The sequence below is a fragment of the Commensalibacter communis genome (assembly GCF_947179105.1).
GTDB lineage: Bacteria > Pseudomonadota > Alphaproteobacteria > Acetobacterales > Acetobacteraceae > Commensalibacter > Commensalibacter communis.
The window spans coordinates 661,747-678,443 of record NZ_CAMXCK010000001.1; the positions used below are offsets into that span (position 1 = coordinate 661,747).

Genomic DNA, 16,697 nt, shown 5'->3' on the forward strand with positions numbered 1-16,697 from the left:
AACATTTATCTTGAGAGATACAACTTAATGATTATAACCGATCATTTTTTTAGTCAGTGCTTTACAGGGACATTTTGTAAATAATGAGCCAAGAAGTAGAAATTCAAAAAGAAGGTCAATATGATCTCGCCATTGACGCAATGGGGGGCGATCAGGCTCCGGATATTGTGATTAAAGGTTTGGATTTTACGGCACTCCGCCACCCAGATGTAAAAATATTGTTAATAGGCGATGAAACAAAGATTAATCCTTTGTTGCATCAATATCCTAATGTTTCTGCAATTTGCACAGTGAGACATACTTCTATATCCGTTCCGATGGAGATGAAACCTACTGCAGCATTAAAGTTGCGTGATTCGTCTTTGCGCATGGCAATGGAAAGTGTTGCTAAAAAAGAATCTAAAGGGATTGTTTCTGCAGGTAACAGTGGTGCGATGCTTGCTTTGGCACAAATTATCGTTAAAACAATGCCTGGTATTGCACGACCTGCAATGGCTGCAATCAATCCAACCGCTAAAGGTGATGCAGTTATGTTGGATTTAGGTGCAAATGTTGCTTGTGATAGCCGTAACCTTGTAGATTTTGCAATTATGGGTCATGCTTTTGCAAAAGCAGTTCTTGGTCTCCCTCATCCCACGATTGGTTTGCTGAATGTTGGTTCAGAGGAGTTAAAAGGTGATGAGCGTGTCAGAGTAGCTGCTGAGATTTTACGTAATAGCCCTCTTTCTGATCAATTTTATGGTTTTATAGAAGGGCATGATATTACCGCTGGAACTACAGATGTTGTAGTGACGGATGGTTTCACAGGTAATATTGCATTAAAAACAGGCGAAGGTGCATTGAAACTTGTTTTCCATTTATTAAAACAGGTTTATACTTCTGGAATACGTGGAAAGTTAGGGTATTTAATGGTTCGTCCTGGTTTAGAACGAATGAAGGAATGGCTTGATCCTCGCCGTTATAATGGAGCAGTTTTTGTTGGCCTTAACGGGGTGGTTGTGAAATCCCATGGTGGTGCTGATGAAGTTGGTTTTGCATGTGCAGTCGATGTTGCAATGGATATGATAAGTCATGGTTTTTATGAAGAAATCTTGCTAGGATTATCTAAAATAAATGCAGCAGAAGAAAATCATCAACAATGAAAACTTTATATTAATCATAATTTTTGGGGTAACTGAATGGCATATTGTTCGCGCTTAGTAGGGTTTGGTGGTTATTTGCCAGAAAAAATTGTGACCAATCAAGAATTGTCACAATCTGTAGATACGTCTGACGAGTGGATTCGCGAAAGAACAGGAATTAAGCAACGCCATGTTATTTCAGGAAATGAAAGCTGCAATTCAATGGCAGCAGCAGCAGCGCAACAAGCAATGGATTATGCTGGCCTGACCCCAGATGATATTGATGCGATTGTTGTTGCAACCTGCACACCTGATCAAGTTTTTCCAACAACTGCAGCGAGAGTCCAGCAAATTTTAGGAGTTAAAAAAGGTTTTGCTTTTGATATTTCCTCTGCATGTGCTGGATTTGTTTTTGGATTATCTGTTGCGGATAATTTTATTCGTAATGGTCAGGCTAAAAATGTTCTTTTAATTGGCAGTGAAGTTTATTCCCGCATTTTAGATTGGTCAGATCGCAGAACTTGCGTGTTGTTTGGTGATGGCGCTGGTGCTGTTATATTGAGTGCTGAAGAAATCACTACTGCACCTATCCAGCAAGGGATATTAGGGGTCTATTTACATACTGACGGTCATCATAGTAATTTATTGTATGTTGATGGTGTGCCTTCTAAAACAGGAGATACCTGTTTTTTAAAAATGCATGGGCAAGAAGTTTTTCGCCACGCAGTTTCCAAACTTTCAGAAGTGGTCGAAGAGGCTCTGACAATACATAATTTAACTCATGATGACATTGATTGGTTAGTTCCTCATCAAGCCAATTTGCGAATTATCTCTGGAATGGGGAAAAAGTTGAATCTACCTTCTGATCGCGTGATTGCGACCGTTGATCGTCATGCGAATACATCTGCTGCTTCTGTGCCACTGGCATTAAATGAAGCTGTACGTGATGGCCGGATTAAAAAAGGGGATTTAATTGTCATCGAAGCTTTAGGTGGTGGATTAAGTTGGGGATCTTCTATAATTCGCTTATAAAAATTAATTTGAAAATGTATTTAAGGCTATAAGAAAATAAAGGCCTTAATATTTTAAATTGACTACATTGTGTTAACAACTTTTAGATTATTGATTATTTAATAGATTATGCAAACTTTGACAAGAGCAGGATTAATAGAAAAACTTTATAGCCATGTTGGCCTTTCACGCAGCGAATCTGCTGTTTTATTGGAAGAAGTTTTAGAAAAAATAGTTTCCACTTTAGAAGGTGGAGACGCTGTTAAAATTAGTGGTTTTGGGACATTTGCAGTTAGAAAAAAAGGTAGCCGCATTGGCCGAAACCCAAAAACAGGTGAGGAAGTTGTTATCGAACCGAGATTAGTTCTTGCATTTCGTCCTAGCCAAATGCTCAAAAATAGTGTTAATGAAGGTATGATGAAGAAAGTTGCTAAAAAGGGTTAAAGCATGACGAATGGCACCTCTACGAATTCTTCTAATGAATTAGAGGAAAAATTCTTGGATAATATCGAAGAGAATTCTGATCTAGAGGATGATGGGGTGACTAAAAAACACCCTGGTGCTTTTCGTACAATTAGTGAGGTCGCAGAAGAAATTCATGTACCTCAACATGTTTTACGCTTTTGGGAAACACGTTTCAAACAAGTGCAACCTGTTAAGCGCAGTGGTGGTCGACGTTATTACCGCTCCGAAGATATTACGTTATTACAATATATTTCTGAGTTACTATACACGCAAGGTTACACCATCAAAGGTGTTCAGCGTTTATTAGATGAGGATTTTTCTAAATTTACCGTCCAAAATGAGTTGGTCGAGGAAGAAGCCACTGAGGTTTCTACTGCCTTGACTCATGAAGAGGTTAAAGAGGAAGAAAATTATTTTTCTGATTCCGCAGAAATAAATGAACAATTTATACAACACGAAGAAAATAACGCTGATGAGATGATACGTTTGAAAGAACAAAATGTTCTTTTAACACAATTTTTGCGAGCAGTTTTAGACGAGCTGCAAGAACTGCGTAAAATAATTGCCTCTTGATGTTAGTTTTTTGTTGCCTATAGCCATATAGGTTGCTATATGGCTTTAACACCTTTAAACGGGCAGTAGCGCAGCCTGGTAGCGCATCAGTCTGGGGGACTGGGGGTCGTGGGTTCGAATCCCGCCTGCCCGATATCGTTTAAGTGTTATGAGAGGATAATCCTTTCTTTTTTGCAGTCCAATTGCACCATAGCATCATCAGGGCTGCCATGATTGCAGGTCCAATAAATAGACCAATCATTCCCCAAGATTCTAATCCTCCTAAGATCCCAATCAAAACCCAAATAAATGGTAATTTTGTTGATCCACCAATCAAAGCAGGTCTGATAAAATGATCGGCAATAAAGACGACGATACAGCCAATAACGACAACTGTAATTGCAGCGATAGATGAGACTTTTAGCAAAGCGGTTAATGCAACTGCAGCAATAGCGATGATTGGACAAAAAGGAATCATTGCAGCGATTGCGGTCATAATGCCAAACAATGCAGCGTGTGGAATACCAACAAGCGCATAGACAATTCCCAGAATAATTCCTTGCCCCAAGCCCACCAACACCAAACCTGAAACGGTTCCATGAACGGAAGAGATCATTTGCTTGGCAATATTTTCTCCTTGTATGCCAAATAACCGACGTGATCCACGTAGACATTGTTGAATGACTGATTCACCATCTTTGAAAAGAAAAAACAAGGTAATGATTGTAAAGAGGAACAATAAACCTCGGTGAAAAATTTGTGCACCAATTTTCTGGGTGACATAAACCCCACGGCTGAGATGTAGGCTTGAAAGAAGATCAGATGCAGATTGTGGGTCAGCTAGATTATTATTCCACCAATTGATGACGTTATCTTTGGCAAAAGGGATGCTTTGCAACCATTGTGGCGGGGGAACACCTTCACGACTGGCATGCATGACCCATGTAAATGCAGTTTGGACATCTTTAGTTGCTTCCACAGCAATGATCGTCAATGGAAACATAAAAAGAAACGTAATAATATAAGAAAAGATCAATGGTAAAAGAAATTCAGGCTTATGATAAGGCCAGTGCTTTTTAGCTTTAATATATAATGGCCAACATGCAATTGCAAAGATAACTCCCCAGATCAAAGACGGAAGAAAAGCACGTATGGTAAAAAGCCCAAACAAAAACAAAAGAATGGTTAAGCATGTTTGAGCAATGGTTTGATTATGAATTTGTTCAGCAATACTGAGTTGTCTTGTAATATTAAGGTTAGAATCTTTATGAGGTAAGGACATATCGTACCTTTTAAATTATATTTGATTTAAATCTTTTGATTAGCAATGAATAAAGCGAACGCTTGGATAAAAGCAGCCTCTTTTAATGAGTCATATCGACCCGCAGTCCCGCCATGTCCTGTATCCATATTGATTTTCAACAGTAAAGGGGCATTGGATAGATTATAATCTCTTAACTTAGCAATCCATTTTGTGGGTTCCCAATAGGTTACTCTGGGGTCGGTTAATCCACCAATAGCAAGGATAGCAGGATAAGATTGTTTCTTGATGTTATCATAAGGTGAGTAACTTGCAATGTATTCATAGGCTTCTTTATCTTCGATAGGATTACCCCATTCAGGCCATTCAGGTGGTGTCAAAGGCAAAGAAATATCAGACATGGTATTTAACACATCTACAAAGGGAACCACTGCGACAATGGCTGCAAATAAATCAGGACGTTCATTGGCAATATAACCCATCACCATCCCTCCCGCGGAGCGTCCATCAGCGACAATAAGTCCAGCTCTGGTATAGTTTTGTTGAATAAGATGTTCAGCGCAACAGATAAAATCTGTGAAACTATTTATTTTGTTAAATTTGCGTCCTTGTAAAAACCAATTCCATCCTTTTTCAGAACCACCGCGAACATGAGCAATGGCATAAATCCATCCTTGGTCTAAATAATTCAAGGCTGTATTTGAAAATGTCGGGTCAATCGCATATCCATAGGAACCATAACCGTAAAGAAGGACAGGCGTTTTTCCATTAAGTGGGGTATCTTTGCGATATGTGATGGTGATTGGGATTTGCTTGCCATCTGATGCAGTAGCCCATAAACGCTTTGTTTCATAATGGTTAGCTTGATGACCAGAAGGAATTTCCTGTATTTTTAAGGTTTTTCTTTCTCCCGTCCTCATATTATATTGATACCAATGACGAGGTGTTGTCGGGGATTGATAACTATAACGAAGCCATTCTGTTTGATCGGTGAGCGTTTCGTCTAAAGATAAAACGAAAGCCTCTTCCTCTCCTGATAATAGGGCTTCTTTACCGTCTTTATTAGTAATGATAATGCGCGTATTGACGTTATGACGTTCTAAACGAACTAAATAGTCTTGATAAGAGATAACATTCATGATGTAAGTTTCTGGATCATGAGCAATCCACTCTTGCCAATTGACCGACGTTAAACGCTCTTCAGATAGTCGTCGAGGACTGGGCATTACTAAACGCATCAGTTTAAAGTTATCAGCATCTTTTAGATTTGTCTTGATGATAAAATAACCTTGCCAGTCTACTAACTCATATTGAATACCGACTTGACGTTTCATAACACAGACAGGAGAAGCCGTTGGATCTTCATTTGAAAGAAGCCAAGATTCATTCGTATCATGATCGTTGGCAGTAATAAAAATCCATTGATTAGACAGGCTGCGTTCAATACCAAGGAAAAATCCAGGATCATGTTCTTCATAGATCAAAGTATCTTTTCCAGAAGCGAGTTCGTGCCTAAAGATTTTAGTTGGGCGCCCGTGATGATCTCTGCAAATCCAAAAAAGATAATCGCCACAAGGGGAAAATGCGAATTGTCCTGCACAGTGGGAAATGGTTTGGGGTAAAAGAATATTTGTATCTAGGTTTTTAATACGAATATTCCATATTTCAGACCCTTGAGTATCTTCTGCATAAGCAAGATATTGGTGCGTCGGGCTATGTTCGATATAACCTAATTTATAATAGCTTGAGTTTTTAGCTTCGACATTTGGATCTAAGATGACTTGTTCGGCAAGTGTTTGGATAGGTTTGCGATAATATGTTTTATATTCGCTTCCACTCTCGTATCGAGAGAGATAAACCCAATTACCATCCTCAAGTTCTGGGCTACTATCTTTGTCGATAAGGCGGTTTTTCATGGATTGAAATAAAGTTTCTTGTAAATCCTTAGTCGGTTCTAGATAAGTTTCTGTATAAGAATTCTCAGAGACTAAGTAAGTTTCTATATCTTTTTTTAAAGATTTTGGATTTTGTAATACCTCTTGCCAATGCTCATCTTTGATCCACGCGTAATTATCTGAGCGTTGATAACCAAATTGTTCAATATGTATGGTCTGTTTTGATGCTATAGGAGGCAAAAGGGGTTTCATGAAATACTTTATCCTTGATGAATGTTAATGAATTGAGAATATAATCAAAACGAGTGAAGAATAAATATCGTTTATTAAATACGTTGATATTATTTATATTAGGGTAATTGTTAAAAGAAAATCAAACCATCATTAAGTATATGAATGCAATGTTTAAGAAAATTATGTTCATTTTGGTAAGTTGTATTGCATTATGGTGGTTATTTGGTCCTACGACTTTACAAGATCAGTTATATGCCTCAATTCAAGAGAATTGTAAAAATAAAAAGAAATGTGTCGTGCGCTTGCATGAATTGACATCATTTAAATGGGATAAAGCTTATTTTTTCTCTCATGAAAGTGCTTTTGATGTTGATATTAGTAAAATTATTAAGGAACCACTAAATATTCAGTGGGGTGTAGATACTTTGGTTATTTTTACTCTAAAAGGTAAGGTTATTGAAAAAGAGCTTTTCCCTGTTATCGATGATAGTTATTATGACATAAGATTTCCTCCTCTTTTTCAAATTTTTCCGAGTAAAAGTGTAGATATTAATTTTTTGTTAAATAAGAGCGATCTTATAATGTTGAATTATTCAGGAAATATTGATGATTTTGTAGATTTGATTGGAATTGAGTATTATGAGATGACTCCTCAAAATGATCAGTTATATGCAGGGTGTGCAACACTTGATCTTCCTGCTGCGGCAGGAAGTAAAGTAGAAGAAAAACAATGTGGATTTAGCTTTACTAATTTAAATCAGGTTGTTTTGTTCAATCCTAAAACACATAAACAATAAAGAGAATGAATAATCTTTATAAAAATTCTTTGTAGATGATGGATATACTAGAAAGTCAATTCTTGTTATAAAGATCAAAATATTTACAGAATTAACAAAATGAAGAAGAAACATGGAAAATAAGAAAATACTCATCGTTGGTGCTGGTTTTTCTGGCGCGGTCATTGGACGGTTGTTGGCAGAAGAAGGTTTTGAGGTTCATATTATTGATGAACGGTCGCATACTGCGGGGAATTGTTACTCTGAACGTGACAAAGAAACTGGAGTAATGGTGCATACTTATGGTCCCCATATTTTTCATACTGATAATGAAGAAGTTTGGAATTTCTTAAACCAACATGCAGAAATGATGCCTTATGTAAATCGTGTCAAAACCACGGTTAATGGACAAGTCTTTTCTTTGCCAATTAATTTGCATACAATTAATCAATTTTTCCATAAAACTTTTTCACCAGACGAAGCCAAAGAATTTATCAAAACAAAAGGGGATAGCTCTATTGCTGAACCTCAATCTTTTGAAGAGCAAGCGCTTAAATTTGTTGGTAAAGAGCTTTATGAAGCATTCTTTAAGGGTTATACCATAAAGCAATGGGGGCTTCATCCTTCTGAATTGCCTGCTTCTATTTTAAAACGGTTGCCAGTTCGTTTTAATTATGATGATAATTATTTCAGTCATAAATTCCAAGGAATGCCAAAGGATGGTTATACAGTTATTGTTGACAGCATAATGGATCATAAAAATATCACTGTTTCTTTGAATACGAAATTTAATAAGGCAGACCAAGCAAAATATCGTCATATCTTCTATAGTGGACCATTAGACGCGTATTTTGATTATCAACATGGTCGCTTGGCTTATCGTACCTTAGATTTTGAAAAATTCACGTATCAAGGCGATTATCAAGGTACTGCGGTAATGAATTATGGTGAGGAATCAGTTCCTTATACGCGTATTACAGAGCATAAATATTTTGCGCCATGGGAAAGTCACGAGGGGTCTGTGATGTATAAAGAATTTAGCCGTTTATGCACAGAAAAAGACTTGCCATATTATCCAATTCGCCTGGTTGGTGAAATGACACAGTTGGAAGAATATGTTGATTTGGCTGAACAAGAAAGCAATGTAACGTTTGTGGGTCGTTTAGGGACTTATCGTTATTTAGATATGGATGTCACAATTGCAGAGGCGTTAAAGACCGCCAGAGTATTTTTAGAAAATGCTCGTGATAATAAGAAAATGCCAGCGTTTACGGTGGCGATGAAATAGACAGTTTGGCAAATAGAGAAGGGGTATTCTGTGAAGAATATTCCTTTTTATATAGATAGTCGAGTTGCATTAGTAAGAGAGTTTAGCATCTGTAATCATATCGTATAATTGATTGATTGTTTTAAGACTTTTATATTTTGGATTATTTAAAAGCTCTATGATGGCATCTCGTAGTAGTGTATTCATTCGATGAAAATCTATGTTCTTAGATGATAGACTTCCATGAACTAATGCAGAGCGTGCTTTGTATATTTCTTTTGTAAATTTTATAATTTCTTTCCTATGCTTTAAGTCCTTGCCAATGATAAATGCGAGGCAATCAGATAATTTATCAGTGATACTTCTTTGAAATAATTGTCCTTCATCAAAAGAAAATAAAGCCTCTATAGCGATGCATGTGTATATGAGAGAATTTTTTTCATCTTCACTACGTATAGACTCTCCAACAGCAAGGCTGGCGCTTAGAATGCGTTTTTTTATGTCTGTTATTTCTGATGATTTTGGATTGTTTTTAATTTGTTGATGGAAATTCCATAAATCATTTAGTTGAGTATAATTTGAAGAGCTCAATAAAGTGTTTAAATTAAATTTGCGGAAGGTTCTGCCTTGACTGCCACTCATTACTAAGTGCCATTCTGTATCATAGCAATGATATTCATTTAAAATAGTTGTGATAAAGTCGTTTTTATTAATATAAAGTAAATTATTTGTCACTATATTATAGTTATGATTTATATCATTTACAATGAAAAGTAATAATCTACTAAAATCTAAAAAATAAGAAGATGCTTTTTGATAAGCCATACGATAATCGTATATTTGGCTTATATTCGCTTTTAGATATATAAAATTTTCTGTACCAATTTTTTTTGGCAAATTGTGACTATACCCAATTTCAAAACAACCCATTTGGATAGGAGACTTGTCTTGCTCTACAAGAAATCCTTCAATACGAGTAATGGTTTGTATAGTCATTGGTTTTACTGAAGTTAGGTCATGGAAAAAGTTTTTTTGATTTTGTTGAGTATAGAAAATATGATTTATTTTAGAATGAAGTAACTGCTCTTTAGTAAAATGATCTATAGATTCTATAGTAAAATTAGACGATATATTTTGAACAAAGTAGATTAGAGTATTGCTTTTTAGCTGTTCATATTGGACAATATTACGATCAGATACTATAAAGGCTGTATGATTTTGATATGGGCGGAAAAAGATTGTTGATTGTGTAGCTTCGTCAAAAGAAGATAAGTCTATTAAAGATAACAATTCATTTAACATTTCATAAAGCTGCATTACACTCTCCAGTAATTTATCTCAAACATTCATAACACTTTCTTAATAACAAAGAGATAATTTTTATCCAAATTACATAAATATTGTGTATAATTGCCGATCAATAAAAACTAAAAACAGCAAGTTATAAAAAATGATAAAAACTGACGGTATTATAGAGTATGTATTAACCCTTTCTTGTCCAGATCAACCAGGGATTGTGGCAGCGATTTCCACAGGGTTGTTCGAAGCAAAAGCAAATATTTTAGAATCTCAACAGCATGATGATCCTTCAGGACGTTTTTTTATGCGTGTTGTTTTTGCTTTGGAAAATCAAAGTGAACTCTATGAATGGTTATATACACGTTTAGAAGCTCTGGCAGGTCAGTTTAAAATGACATGGTCTTTGCATAATAGATCAAAACGTAGACGCGTGATGTTAATGGTTTCTAAAATGGATCATTGTCTGGTGGACTTGCTATATCGTTGGCGAATAGGGGAATTACCTATTGAGCCAGTGGCGATTGTCGCAAATTACCCTAAAGAAGAATATGCGCATATCGAAATGAAAGATATTCCTTTTTATTATCTGCCGATTTCCAAAGAGACTAAAAAAGAGCAAGAACAACAATTATGGGATATTATCAAAGAAACTCGGACGGAATTAGTTGTTCTGGCAAGATATATGCAAATCCTATCTGCAGACATGATTAAAAAGCTACCTGGGCAATGTATTAATATTCATCATTCTTTTTTGCCAGGCTTCAAAGGGGCTAAGGCCTATCATCAAGCCTTTGCTCGTGGCGTTAAATTGATCGGTGCAACAGCCCATTATGTCACCGAAGATCTTGATGAGGGGCCGATCATTGAACAAGACGTTGAACGTGTCAGTCATCGTGATATCCCAGAAGATTTGGTGCGCAAAGGGCGTGATATTGAACGGCGTGTATTGGCCAAGGCTGTTCGCTATCATGTCGAAAATCGTGTTATACTCAATGGTAATAAAACAGTTATCTTTGCTGATTAAAGATTTAAAGCCTAATGATTAAGTAAGTTGGCTTAATCATTAGCGTAATTTAATGTTATTTTTGTTCGATATATCGACGCTATAGACTGGATTATGGAAATAACTTTCCCTTCAATCCAACTTTAAGCATTTGTGCGTTAGCAGATTTACTGGAAATAATCCCTAAACGTAGAAATAAATCTATCAATACAAGATTTATATTAAACTTAAAATCATTTGTTTCACAAACGCGTTGATAAACATCTGTGATTTTCATTAACTCGAACCCAATAGCTTCACCATCAATTGGGGTTGGTTGGAACTTTTCAGGTAACCATATATCATAGCAATATAACACATCGCGACGTAAACCTTCGGGACGAAGCATGCTATAGGTGACTACGCTAGTATATTCAGCTTTAGAAATGAGCTCAGCTGGAATATTAGCTTCTTCTTCAGCTTCTTTTGCTAATGCTATTTTATGAGTATAGCCAGCTGGGATACCTCCCGCAACGATGTGATCCAACTTATTAGGGTCAAGGCGTTTATGAGGGGATCGTTTGGCAATCCATAGATGCGTTTCATTATCCTTTTTGACCAAACCATTGAGGTGGACACCCGTGCCAATTATGCCCAAAGAAGGTAAAACAGCCCTGTCAATTTGTCCGATAGGTTTTGCATGAGGTGAAGGATAAACATCGAATAATTCATCCATCGTTTGAATGATTTTATCTTGGATCAATTTTTCGCCTAATATTTGCAATGTTAAGGTATCAGGTAAAGTATCGATGTGGTCATCTGCTTTATACACACCATAATGATATAAATTCTTCATAAAGTCAGGTCTGACCCAACCGACGATTTGATTACAAGCTCTAAAAGGAAGGAAATCTTTATGAAGTTGCGCTGTATTGCATTGGTGTATGTAGCTTAATAATGTTTTAAATTCAGAGGGTTGCATGAATAACCTTTGATATAACTTTAATATTGATACTGTAAAATATTTTACAAGAAGAGCGTAATTGTCTGTATTTAATTTTTTTATTCTTCTACACTATAAACTTTATATAACATTTTAAAAATTGAATATGTCAAGATACTCTAAATTTCATTTTTCTGCCAAAGATAGTAACCGATCAGGCTGGTCAACTTTGCTTGAACTTCTGTCTTATTTATGGCCTAAACATCAACCCATGATGCGTTTGCAGTTGGTTGGTGCCACATTGCTGATGATTATCGCCAAAGTTTCAGCTCTTGGTATTCCTTATTTATATAGTAAAGTTGTCGATATTTTGTCCAAAACGCATGGACAAGATTTGGTTTATATCCCGATTTGGCTGATTTTAGGATATGGGCTTATTCGTATCATTTCTAGCTTATGTTCAGAGTTAAAAGATACCGTTTTTGCACCTTTACGCTTCAGAGTGATGCGTACAATTACGTTACGATGCTTTGAGCATATGCATAATTTATCTTTAAAATTCCATCTTAATCGTCATACAGGTGCGATTACGCGCGCGATTGAGCGCGGTAGCGAAGGGGTGGAAACAATCCTTAGGGTTGGTGTTTTTAGCATTGTGCCAACTTTAATCGAAGCGTTGATGGTTATTATTGTCATCGCAAATCTATACGATTGGCGTTATACGGTTTTGGTTTGTGTGGCTGTTTTGGCCTATTTTTTGTTCACGATTTGGTTTACGTCGTGGCGTATACAAATTCGTCGCCAAATGAATGAGATCAATAATGAAGCGAATAATCGTGCATTAGATAGCTTATTAAATTACGAAACAGTAAAATATTTTGGTAATGAAGCGCACGAAATTAAACGCTACGATGAATCTTTAGCACGGTATGAAAAAGCATCTATTACAACGCAAATGACGTTGAATGGGCTAAATTTTGGACAATCTTTAATCATTGCTGTAGCGTTGACTTCGGTGATGCTGTTGGCAGCTCATGATATTGTCATGGGTTATTTTTCCGTTGGTAAATTTGTATTGATCAATACATATTTAATGCAGTTGTATCAGCCACTGAATTTCTTGGGCAGCGTTTATTCGAATCTTAGAAAATCGATCGTTGACTTGGAAAATATGTTTTCTTTGCTCTCGCAAGATCCGGAAGTTGATAATCATAAAGATACGAAACATTTGCCAGCTAATCTTTCAGAAGCAGGGCCAGCTAAGATCGAATTTCAAGATGTATATTTTGGCTATGATATAGAAAGAGAAATCCTTCATGGGGTCAGCTTTGCAGCCGAACCAGGCAGTCAAGTCGCGATTGTTGGACCGACGGGGGCAGGAAAATCAACGATTAGCCGTTTATTATTCCGTTTTTATGATGTCAATTCAGGCTCCGTCAAAATTGATGGGCAGGATATTCGTGACTATATTCAATCGAATTTGCGCGCTGCAATAGGGGTTGTTCCCCAAGATACCGTCCTTTTCAATGACACCATTGAGTATAATATTGCCTATGGGCGGTTAGGGTGCAGCAAAGAAGAAATAGAACATGCGGCAAAATTAGCACAAATACATGATTTTATTCTAAGCTTACCCGATGGTTATCAAACATATGTAGGGGAGCGCGGATTAAAATTATCAGGCGGTGAAAAGCAACGTATTGCGATTGCAAGGGCAATTTTAAAGAACCCTCGAATTCTGATTTTAGACGAGGCTACGAGTGCATTAGATAGCCGAACAGAACAAGAAATACAACAAGCTTTGGATCGGGTGGCGAAAGGGCGAACGGTTGTCACGATTGCTCATCGCTTATCGACCATTGTGCATTCTGATTTAATTCTCGTGATGATCGATGGAAAAGTCAGAGAGCAAGGCACTCATGAATTTTTGCTTGCAAAAAATGGTTTTTATGCCAGTATGTGGGCTATTCAAGCAAAACAATCTGATGAATAAATTTTATTTATAGAATTTTTCTGGATTTTAATGTAGAAACACTTAAAACCCTTGACTATTATTGTAAATTTAGTCATTTAGAACGTATTAAGTATTCGTTATTCTTGCCGAGCATTCGTGTGTCGGCTTTATTATCTGGGGATAAAAGCATGTCTCGCCGTTGCCAAATTACAGGCAAAGGTGTGTTGACAGGAAATAATGTCAGTCACGCCAACAATAAAAATCGCCGTCGTTTCTTGCCTAACTTGCAAGATTATTCTTTATTGTCTGAAATTCTAGGACAATCAATCCGTTTACGTGTTACCAATCATGGATTGCGTACCATTGAACATAATGGTGGTCTCGATAACTTTTTGTTAACAACACCGAATCGTAAACTTACAGAAGAATCTATGGTTATTAAACGCCGTATTCTTCAAGCTCGTAATAAGAAAATGGCTACAACAGCCTAATTTATTACTTGAATGCTAATGGATAAAACCCCTCTTAAATAATTATTTATTTAGAGGGTATTCTTGTTTTTTATCGATTTGATACTGAATATTTCTTATATTAAAAATTGTATCATTCATCGTTTGTGGAGGTTTCCCTTTGTCCGCCCAGTCTGAACTTTCAAAAATTCGTAATATAGGTATTACCGCACATATTGATGCTGGTAAAACAACAACAACTGAACGTATTTTATATTACACTGGTGTTTCTCATAAGATTGGTGAGGTTCACGATGGAAACACCACAACCGACTATATGGATCAAGAACGCGAAAGAGGGATTACCATTACCTCCGCTGCGGTGACTTGTGAATGGAAAGATCATCGTATTAACATCATTGACACCCCGGGCCACATCGATTTTAACATTGAAGTGAACCGTTCTTTGCGCGTTCTCGATGGTGCTGTGTTCGTTATCGAAGGTGTTGCTGGTGTTCAACCACAATCTGAAACAAACTGGCGTTTGGCTGATCGTTACAATGTTCCACGCGTGATCTATATCAATAAATTAGATCGTACAGGTGCTAATTTCGATTATGCGTTCAGCACATTAAAAGAAAAATTAGACATCGTTGCAATTCCATTGCAATTCCCAATTGGTGCCGAAGAAAATCTTAAAGGTATTGTTGACCTTGTAGAAATGAAAGCATTAATTTGGGAAGGTGATGAACTTGGCGCTAAATTTAACGTTGTTGAAATCCCAGAAGAGCTACAAGAAAAAGCAGCTGAATGGCGTGAAAACCTATTAGATACAGCTTTGGCTATGGATAATGCTGCTATGGAAGAATACTTTGAAAAAGGTGACGTTTCCGTAGAAGTTCTAAAGAAATGTATTAAAAAAGGTACAATTTCTGGTGAATTCCGTCCTGTTGTTTGTGGATCATCTTTCAAAAACAAAGGCGTTCAACCTTTGTTAGATGCAATTATTGATTACTTGCCAGCTCCTGATGATGTTGAAGGTATTCGTATTGCGCCTCCTGAAGATGAAGAAGTTGACGAAAATACATTACCAATTATTCCAGTCGATCCAGATGGAAAATTTGCAGGTCTAGCATTTAAAATTATCAATGATAAATATGGTTCACTGACATTCGTTCGTGTGTATCGTGGTGTATTACGTTCTGGTGATACAGTGTTAAATACAACCCATGGTCATAAAGAACGTATTGGTCGTATTTTCCAAATGCATGCTGATAAACGTCTTGAACTTAAAGAGGTTCATGCAGGGGATATTGCAGCATTCGTTGGGTTGAAAGACACAAAAACGGGTGATACTTTGGCAGATTCTTCTGATCCGGTCATTTTGGAACGTATGCAATTCCCAGTACCTGTTATTGATATTTCTGTTGAGCCAAAAACAAAAGAAGCAGTGGAAAAAATGACACTTGCTCTTCAAAAATTGGCTGCTGAAGATCCTTCTTTGCAATTAAAAACAGATCAAGAAACTGGACAAACCATTCTTTCTGGTATGGGTGAGTTGCATCTTGACATTATCATTGATCGTTTGCGTCGTGAATATGGCGTTGATGCGAATATTGGTGCACCTCAAGTTGCTTATCGTGAAACCATTACTCAGCCTCATACTGAAGTTTATACACATAAGAAACAATCTGGTGGTGCAGGTCAGTACGCTGAAGTCAAAATTATTTTCGAACCAACCGAGCGTAATGAAGGTATTGTGTTTGAAAATAAAATTGTTGGTGGTGCGGTTCCAAGAGAATATATCCCAGCTGTTGATAAAGGGATCAGAAACCAAGCATCTTCTGGTGTTCTAGCTGGCTTCCAAACCGTTGACTTTAAGTTCACATTGGTTGACGGTAAATACCATGATGTTGACTCTTCTGCATTGGCGTTCGAAATCGCTGGTAAAGCTTGTTTCCGTGAAGGTATGAAAAAAGCTGGTCCAGTCATTCTTGAACCAATTATGGACGTTGAAATTACCACACCAAATGATCACGTTGGTGATGTGGTTGGTGATCTTAATCGTCGCCGTGGAATGATCCAAAATCAAGAAACAGCAGGCAGCACCGTTATGGTTCGTGCTTATGTTCCTTTGAAAGAAATGTTTGGATATATTTCTGACTTACGTTCTATGACAAAAGGTCGTGCATCATTTACGATGCAATTCCATCACTACGATCCAGTTCCTCGTAACGTTGCTGATGAAATTATCAACCAATCTTCATAAGATTGAGTTGATAGTCTAATTATAAAAGCGAATGTCAAACTGGCATTCGCTTTTTTTAGTTAAATTACTTATATATTAGAAATCTATTTTTCGATTTCGTTGATTATGACTAGCTCAAAATCTTTATTTTAATACAGGTCATATAATGTGAGAATAAGCTTAATTAATTTAGCATAGTCACATTTGTGACGACTATTAAAGTTGACCAACATTATTTTG

The 16,697-nt window shown here is 36.7% G+C and carries 13 protein-coding genes, 1 tRNA gene and 1 pseudogene; 11 read left to right on the forward strand and 4 right to left on the reverse strand.

The genetic code is table 11. The features are described from left to right. Positions 1-83 precede the first annotated feature (83 nt). From plsX to PQG52_RS03135, 5 genes and pseudogenes are all read left to right on the forward strand, one after another. Positions 84-1,142, forward strand: a complete 1,059-nt coding sequence (plsX, locus tag PQG52_RS03115) for a phosphate acyltransferase PlsX (RefSeq protein ID WP_271827860.1) — start codon at positions 84-86, stop codon at positions 1,140-1,142. A gap of 36 nt (positions 1,143-1,178) precedes the next feature. Then, on the forward strand, positions 1,179-2,153 hold the full coding sequence (locus PQG52_RS03120; protein WP_271827861.1) for a beta-ketoacyl-ACP synthase III: 975 nt from the start codon (positions 1,179-1,181) through the stop codon (positions 2,151-2,153). A gap of 108 nt (positions 2,154-2,261) precedes the next feature. Next, positions 2,262-2,576, forward strand: a complete 315-nt coding sequence (locus tag PQG52_RS03125; RefSeq protein ID WP_271827862.1) for an integration host factor subunit alpha — start codon at positions 2,262-2,264, stop codon at positions 2,574-2,576. 105 nt (positions 2,577-2,681) lie between these two features. Beyond that, a pseudogene (locus tag PQG52_RS11450) lies at positions 2,682-2,903 on the forward strand (MerR family transcriptional regulator); the annotation flags it as partial. Between the two features lie 326 nt (positions 2,904-3,229). Further along, positions 3,230-3,303, forward strand: a tRNA-Pro gene (locus PQG52_RS03135). 6 nt (positions 3,304-3,309) lie between these two features. Here the strand turns inward: PQG52_RS03135 and PQG52_RS03140 are convergent. Together PQG52_RS03140 and PQG52_RS03145 are read right to left on the reverse strand one after the other, a co-directional pair. After that, on the reverse strand, positions 3,310-4,431 hold the full coding sequence (locus PQG52_RS03140) for an AI-2E family transporter (RefSeq protein WP_271827864.1): 1,122 nt from the start codon (positions 4,429-4,431) through the stop codon (positions 3,310-3,312). Between the two features lie 26 nt (positions 4,432-4,457). Continuing rightward, positions 4,458-6,557 (reverse strand): S9 family peptidase, encoded by a 2,100-nt coding sequence (locus PQG52_RS03145; protein ID WP_271827866.1) that lies wholly within the window; start codon positions 6,555-6,557, stop codon positions 4,458-4,460. Between the two features lie 107 nt (positions 6,558-6,664). Here PQG52_RS03145 and PQG52_RS03150 point away from each other — a divergent pair, with 107 nt between their 5' ends. Further along, complete coding sequence (locus tag PQG52_RS03150) at positions 6,665-7,336, forward strand: hypothetical protein (protein ID WP_271827867.1); 672 nt, start codon at positions 6,665-6,667, stop codon at positions 7,334-7,336. Between the two features lie 112 nt (positions 7,337-7,448). Further along, on the forward strand, positions 7,449-8,603 hold the full coding sequence (glf, locus tag PQG52_RS03155) for a UDP-galactopyranose mutase (protein ID WP_271827869.1): 1,155 nt from the start codon (positions 7,449-7,451) through the stop codon (positions 8,601-8,603). Positions 8,604-8,672: 69 nt separating this feature from the next. On the opposite strand, the gene PQG52_RS03160 is transcribed toward glf, so the two are convergent. Continuing rightward, positions 8,673-9,899 carry a HEPN domain-containing protein gene (locus PQG52_RS03160; RefSeq protein ID WP_271827870.1) on the reverse strand — a complete coding sequence of 409 codons (1,227 nt, stop codon included), beginning with the start codon at positions 9,897-9,899 and terminating at the stop codon, positions 8,673-8,675. Between the two features lie 133 nt (positions 9,900-10,032). Here PQG52_RS03160 and purU point away from each other — a divergent pair, with 133 nt between their 5' ends. Next, positions 10,033-10,905: a formyltetrahydrofolate deformylase gene (gene purU / locus PQG52_RS03165; protein ID WP_271827871.1), complete on the forward strand. Its 873-nt coding sequence runs from the start codon at positions 10,033-10,035 to the stop codon at positions 10,903-10,905. Between the two features lie 91 nt (positions 10,906-10,996). On the opposite strand, the gene PQG52_RS03170 is transcribed toward purU, so the two are convergent. Further along, the gene (locus PQG52_RS03170; RefSeq protein ID WP_271827872.1) at positions 10,997-11,845 is read right to left on the reverse strand and encodes an NUDIX hydrolase; all 849 of its coding nucleotides are present in this window, start codon (positions 11,843-11,845) and stop codon (positions 10,997-10,999) included. A 127-nt stretch (positions 11,846-11,972) separates the two neighbouring features. On the opposite strand from PQG52_RS03170, the gene PQG52_RS03175 reads away from it, so the two are divergent. From PQG52_RS03175 to fusA, 3 genes are all read left to right on the forward strand, one after another. Further along, entirely contained in the window at positions 11,973-13,799 is a 1,827-nt protein-coding gene (locus PQG52_RS03175) for an ABCB family ABC transporter ATP-binding protein/permease (protein WP_271827873.1), read from the forward strand. A 149-nt stretch (positions 13,800-13,948) separates the two neighbouring features. Beyond that, complete coding sequence (gene rpmB / locus PQG52_RS03180; RefSeq protein WP_271827874.1) at positions 13,949-14,251, forward strand: 50S ribosomal protein L28; 303 nt, start codon at positions 13,949-13,951, stop codon at positions 14,249-14,251. 139 nt (positions 14,252-14,390) lie between these two features. Continuing rightward, on the forward strand, positions 14,391-16,478 hold the full coding sequence (gene fusA / locus PQG52_RS03185; protein WP_271800778.1) for an elongation factor G: 2,088 nt from the start codon (positions 14,391-14,393) through the stop codon (positions 16,476-16,478). Positions 16,479-16,697: the final 219 nt, after the last annotated feature.

Bases quoted from the DNA above. Each gene is read 5' to 3' on its own strand.
- PQG52_RS03160 (WP_271827870.1), bottom strand. From the start codon at position 9,899: ATGCAGCTTTATGAAATGTTAAATGAATTGTTATCTTTAATAGACTTA.
- PQG52_RS03125 (WP_271827862.1), top strand. From the start codon at position 2,262: ATGCAAACTTTGACAAGAGCAGGATTAATAGAAAAACTTTATAGCCAT.
- PQG52_RS03175 (WP_271827873.1), top strand. From the start codon at position 11,973: ATGTCAAGATACTCTAAATTTCATTTTTCTGCCAAAGATAGTAACCGA.
- glf (WP_271827869.1), top strand. From the start codon at position 7,449: ATGGAAAATAAGAAAATACTCATCGTTGGTGCTGGTTTTTCTGGCGCG.
- PQG52_RS03140 (WP_271827864.1), bottom strand. From the start codon at position 4,431: ATGTCCTTACCTCATAAAGATTCTAACCTTAATATTACAAGACAACTC.
- PQG52_RS03145 (WP_271827866.1), bottom strand. From the start codon at position 6,557: ATGAAACCCCTTTTGCCTCCTATAGCATCAAAACAGACCATACATATT.
- rpmB (WP_271827874.1), top strand. From the start codon at position 13,949: ATGTCTCGCCGTTGCCAAATTACAGGCAAAGGTGTGTTGACAGGAAAT.
- purU (WP_271827871.1), top strand. From the start codon at position 10,033: ATGATAAAAACTGACGGTATTATAGAGTATGTATTAACCCTTTCTTGT.
- plsX (WP_271827860.1), top strand. From the start codon at position 84: ATGAGCCAAGAAGTAGAAATTCAAAAAGAAGGTCAATATGATCTCGCC.
- PQG52_RS03170 (WP_271827872.1), bottom strand. From the start codon at position 11,845: ATGCAACCCTCTGAATTTAAAACATTATTAAGCTACATACACCAATGC.
- PQG52_RS03120 (WP_271827861.1), top strand. From the start codon at position 1,179: ATGGCATATTGTTCGCGCTTAGTAGGGTTTGGTGGTTATTTGCCAGAA.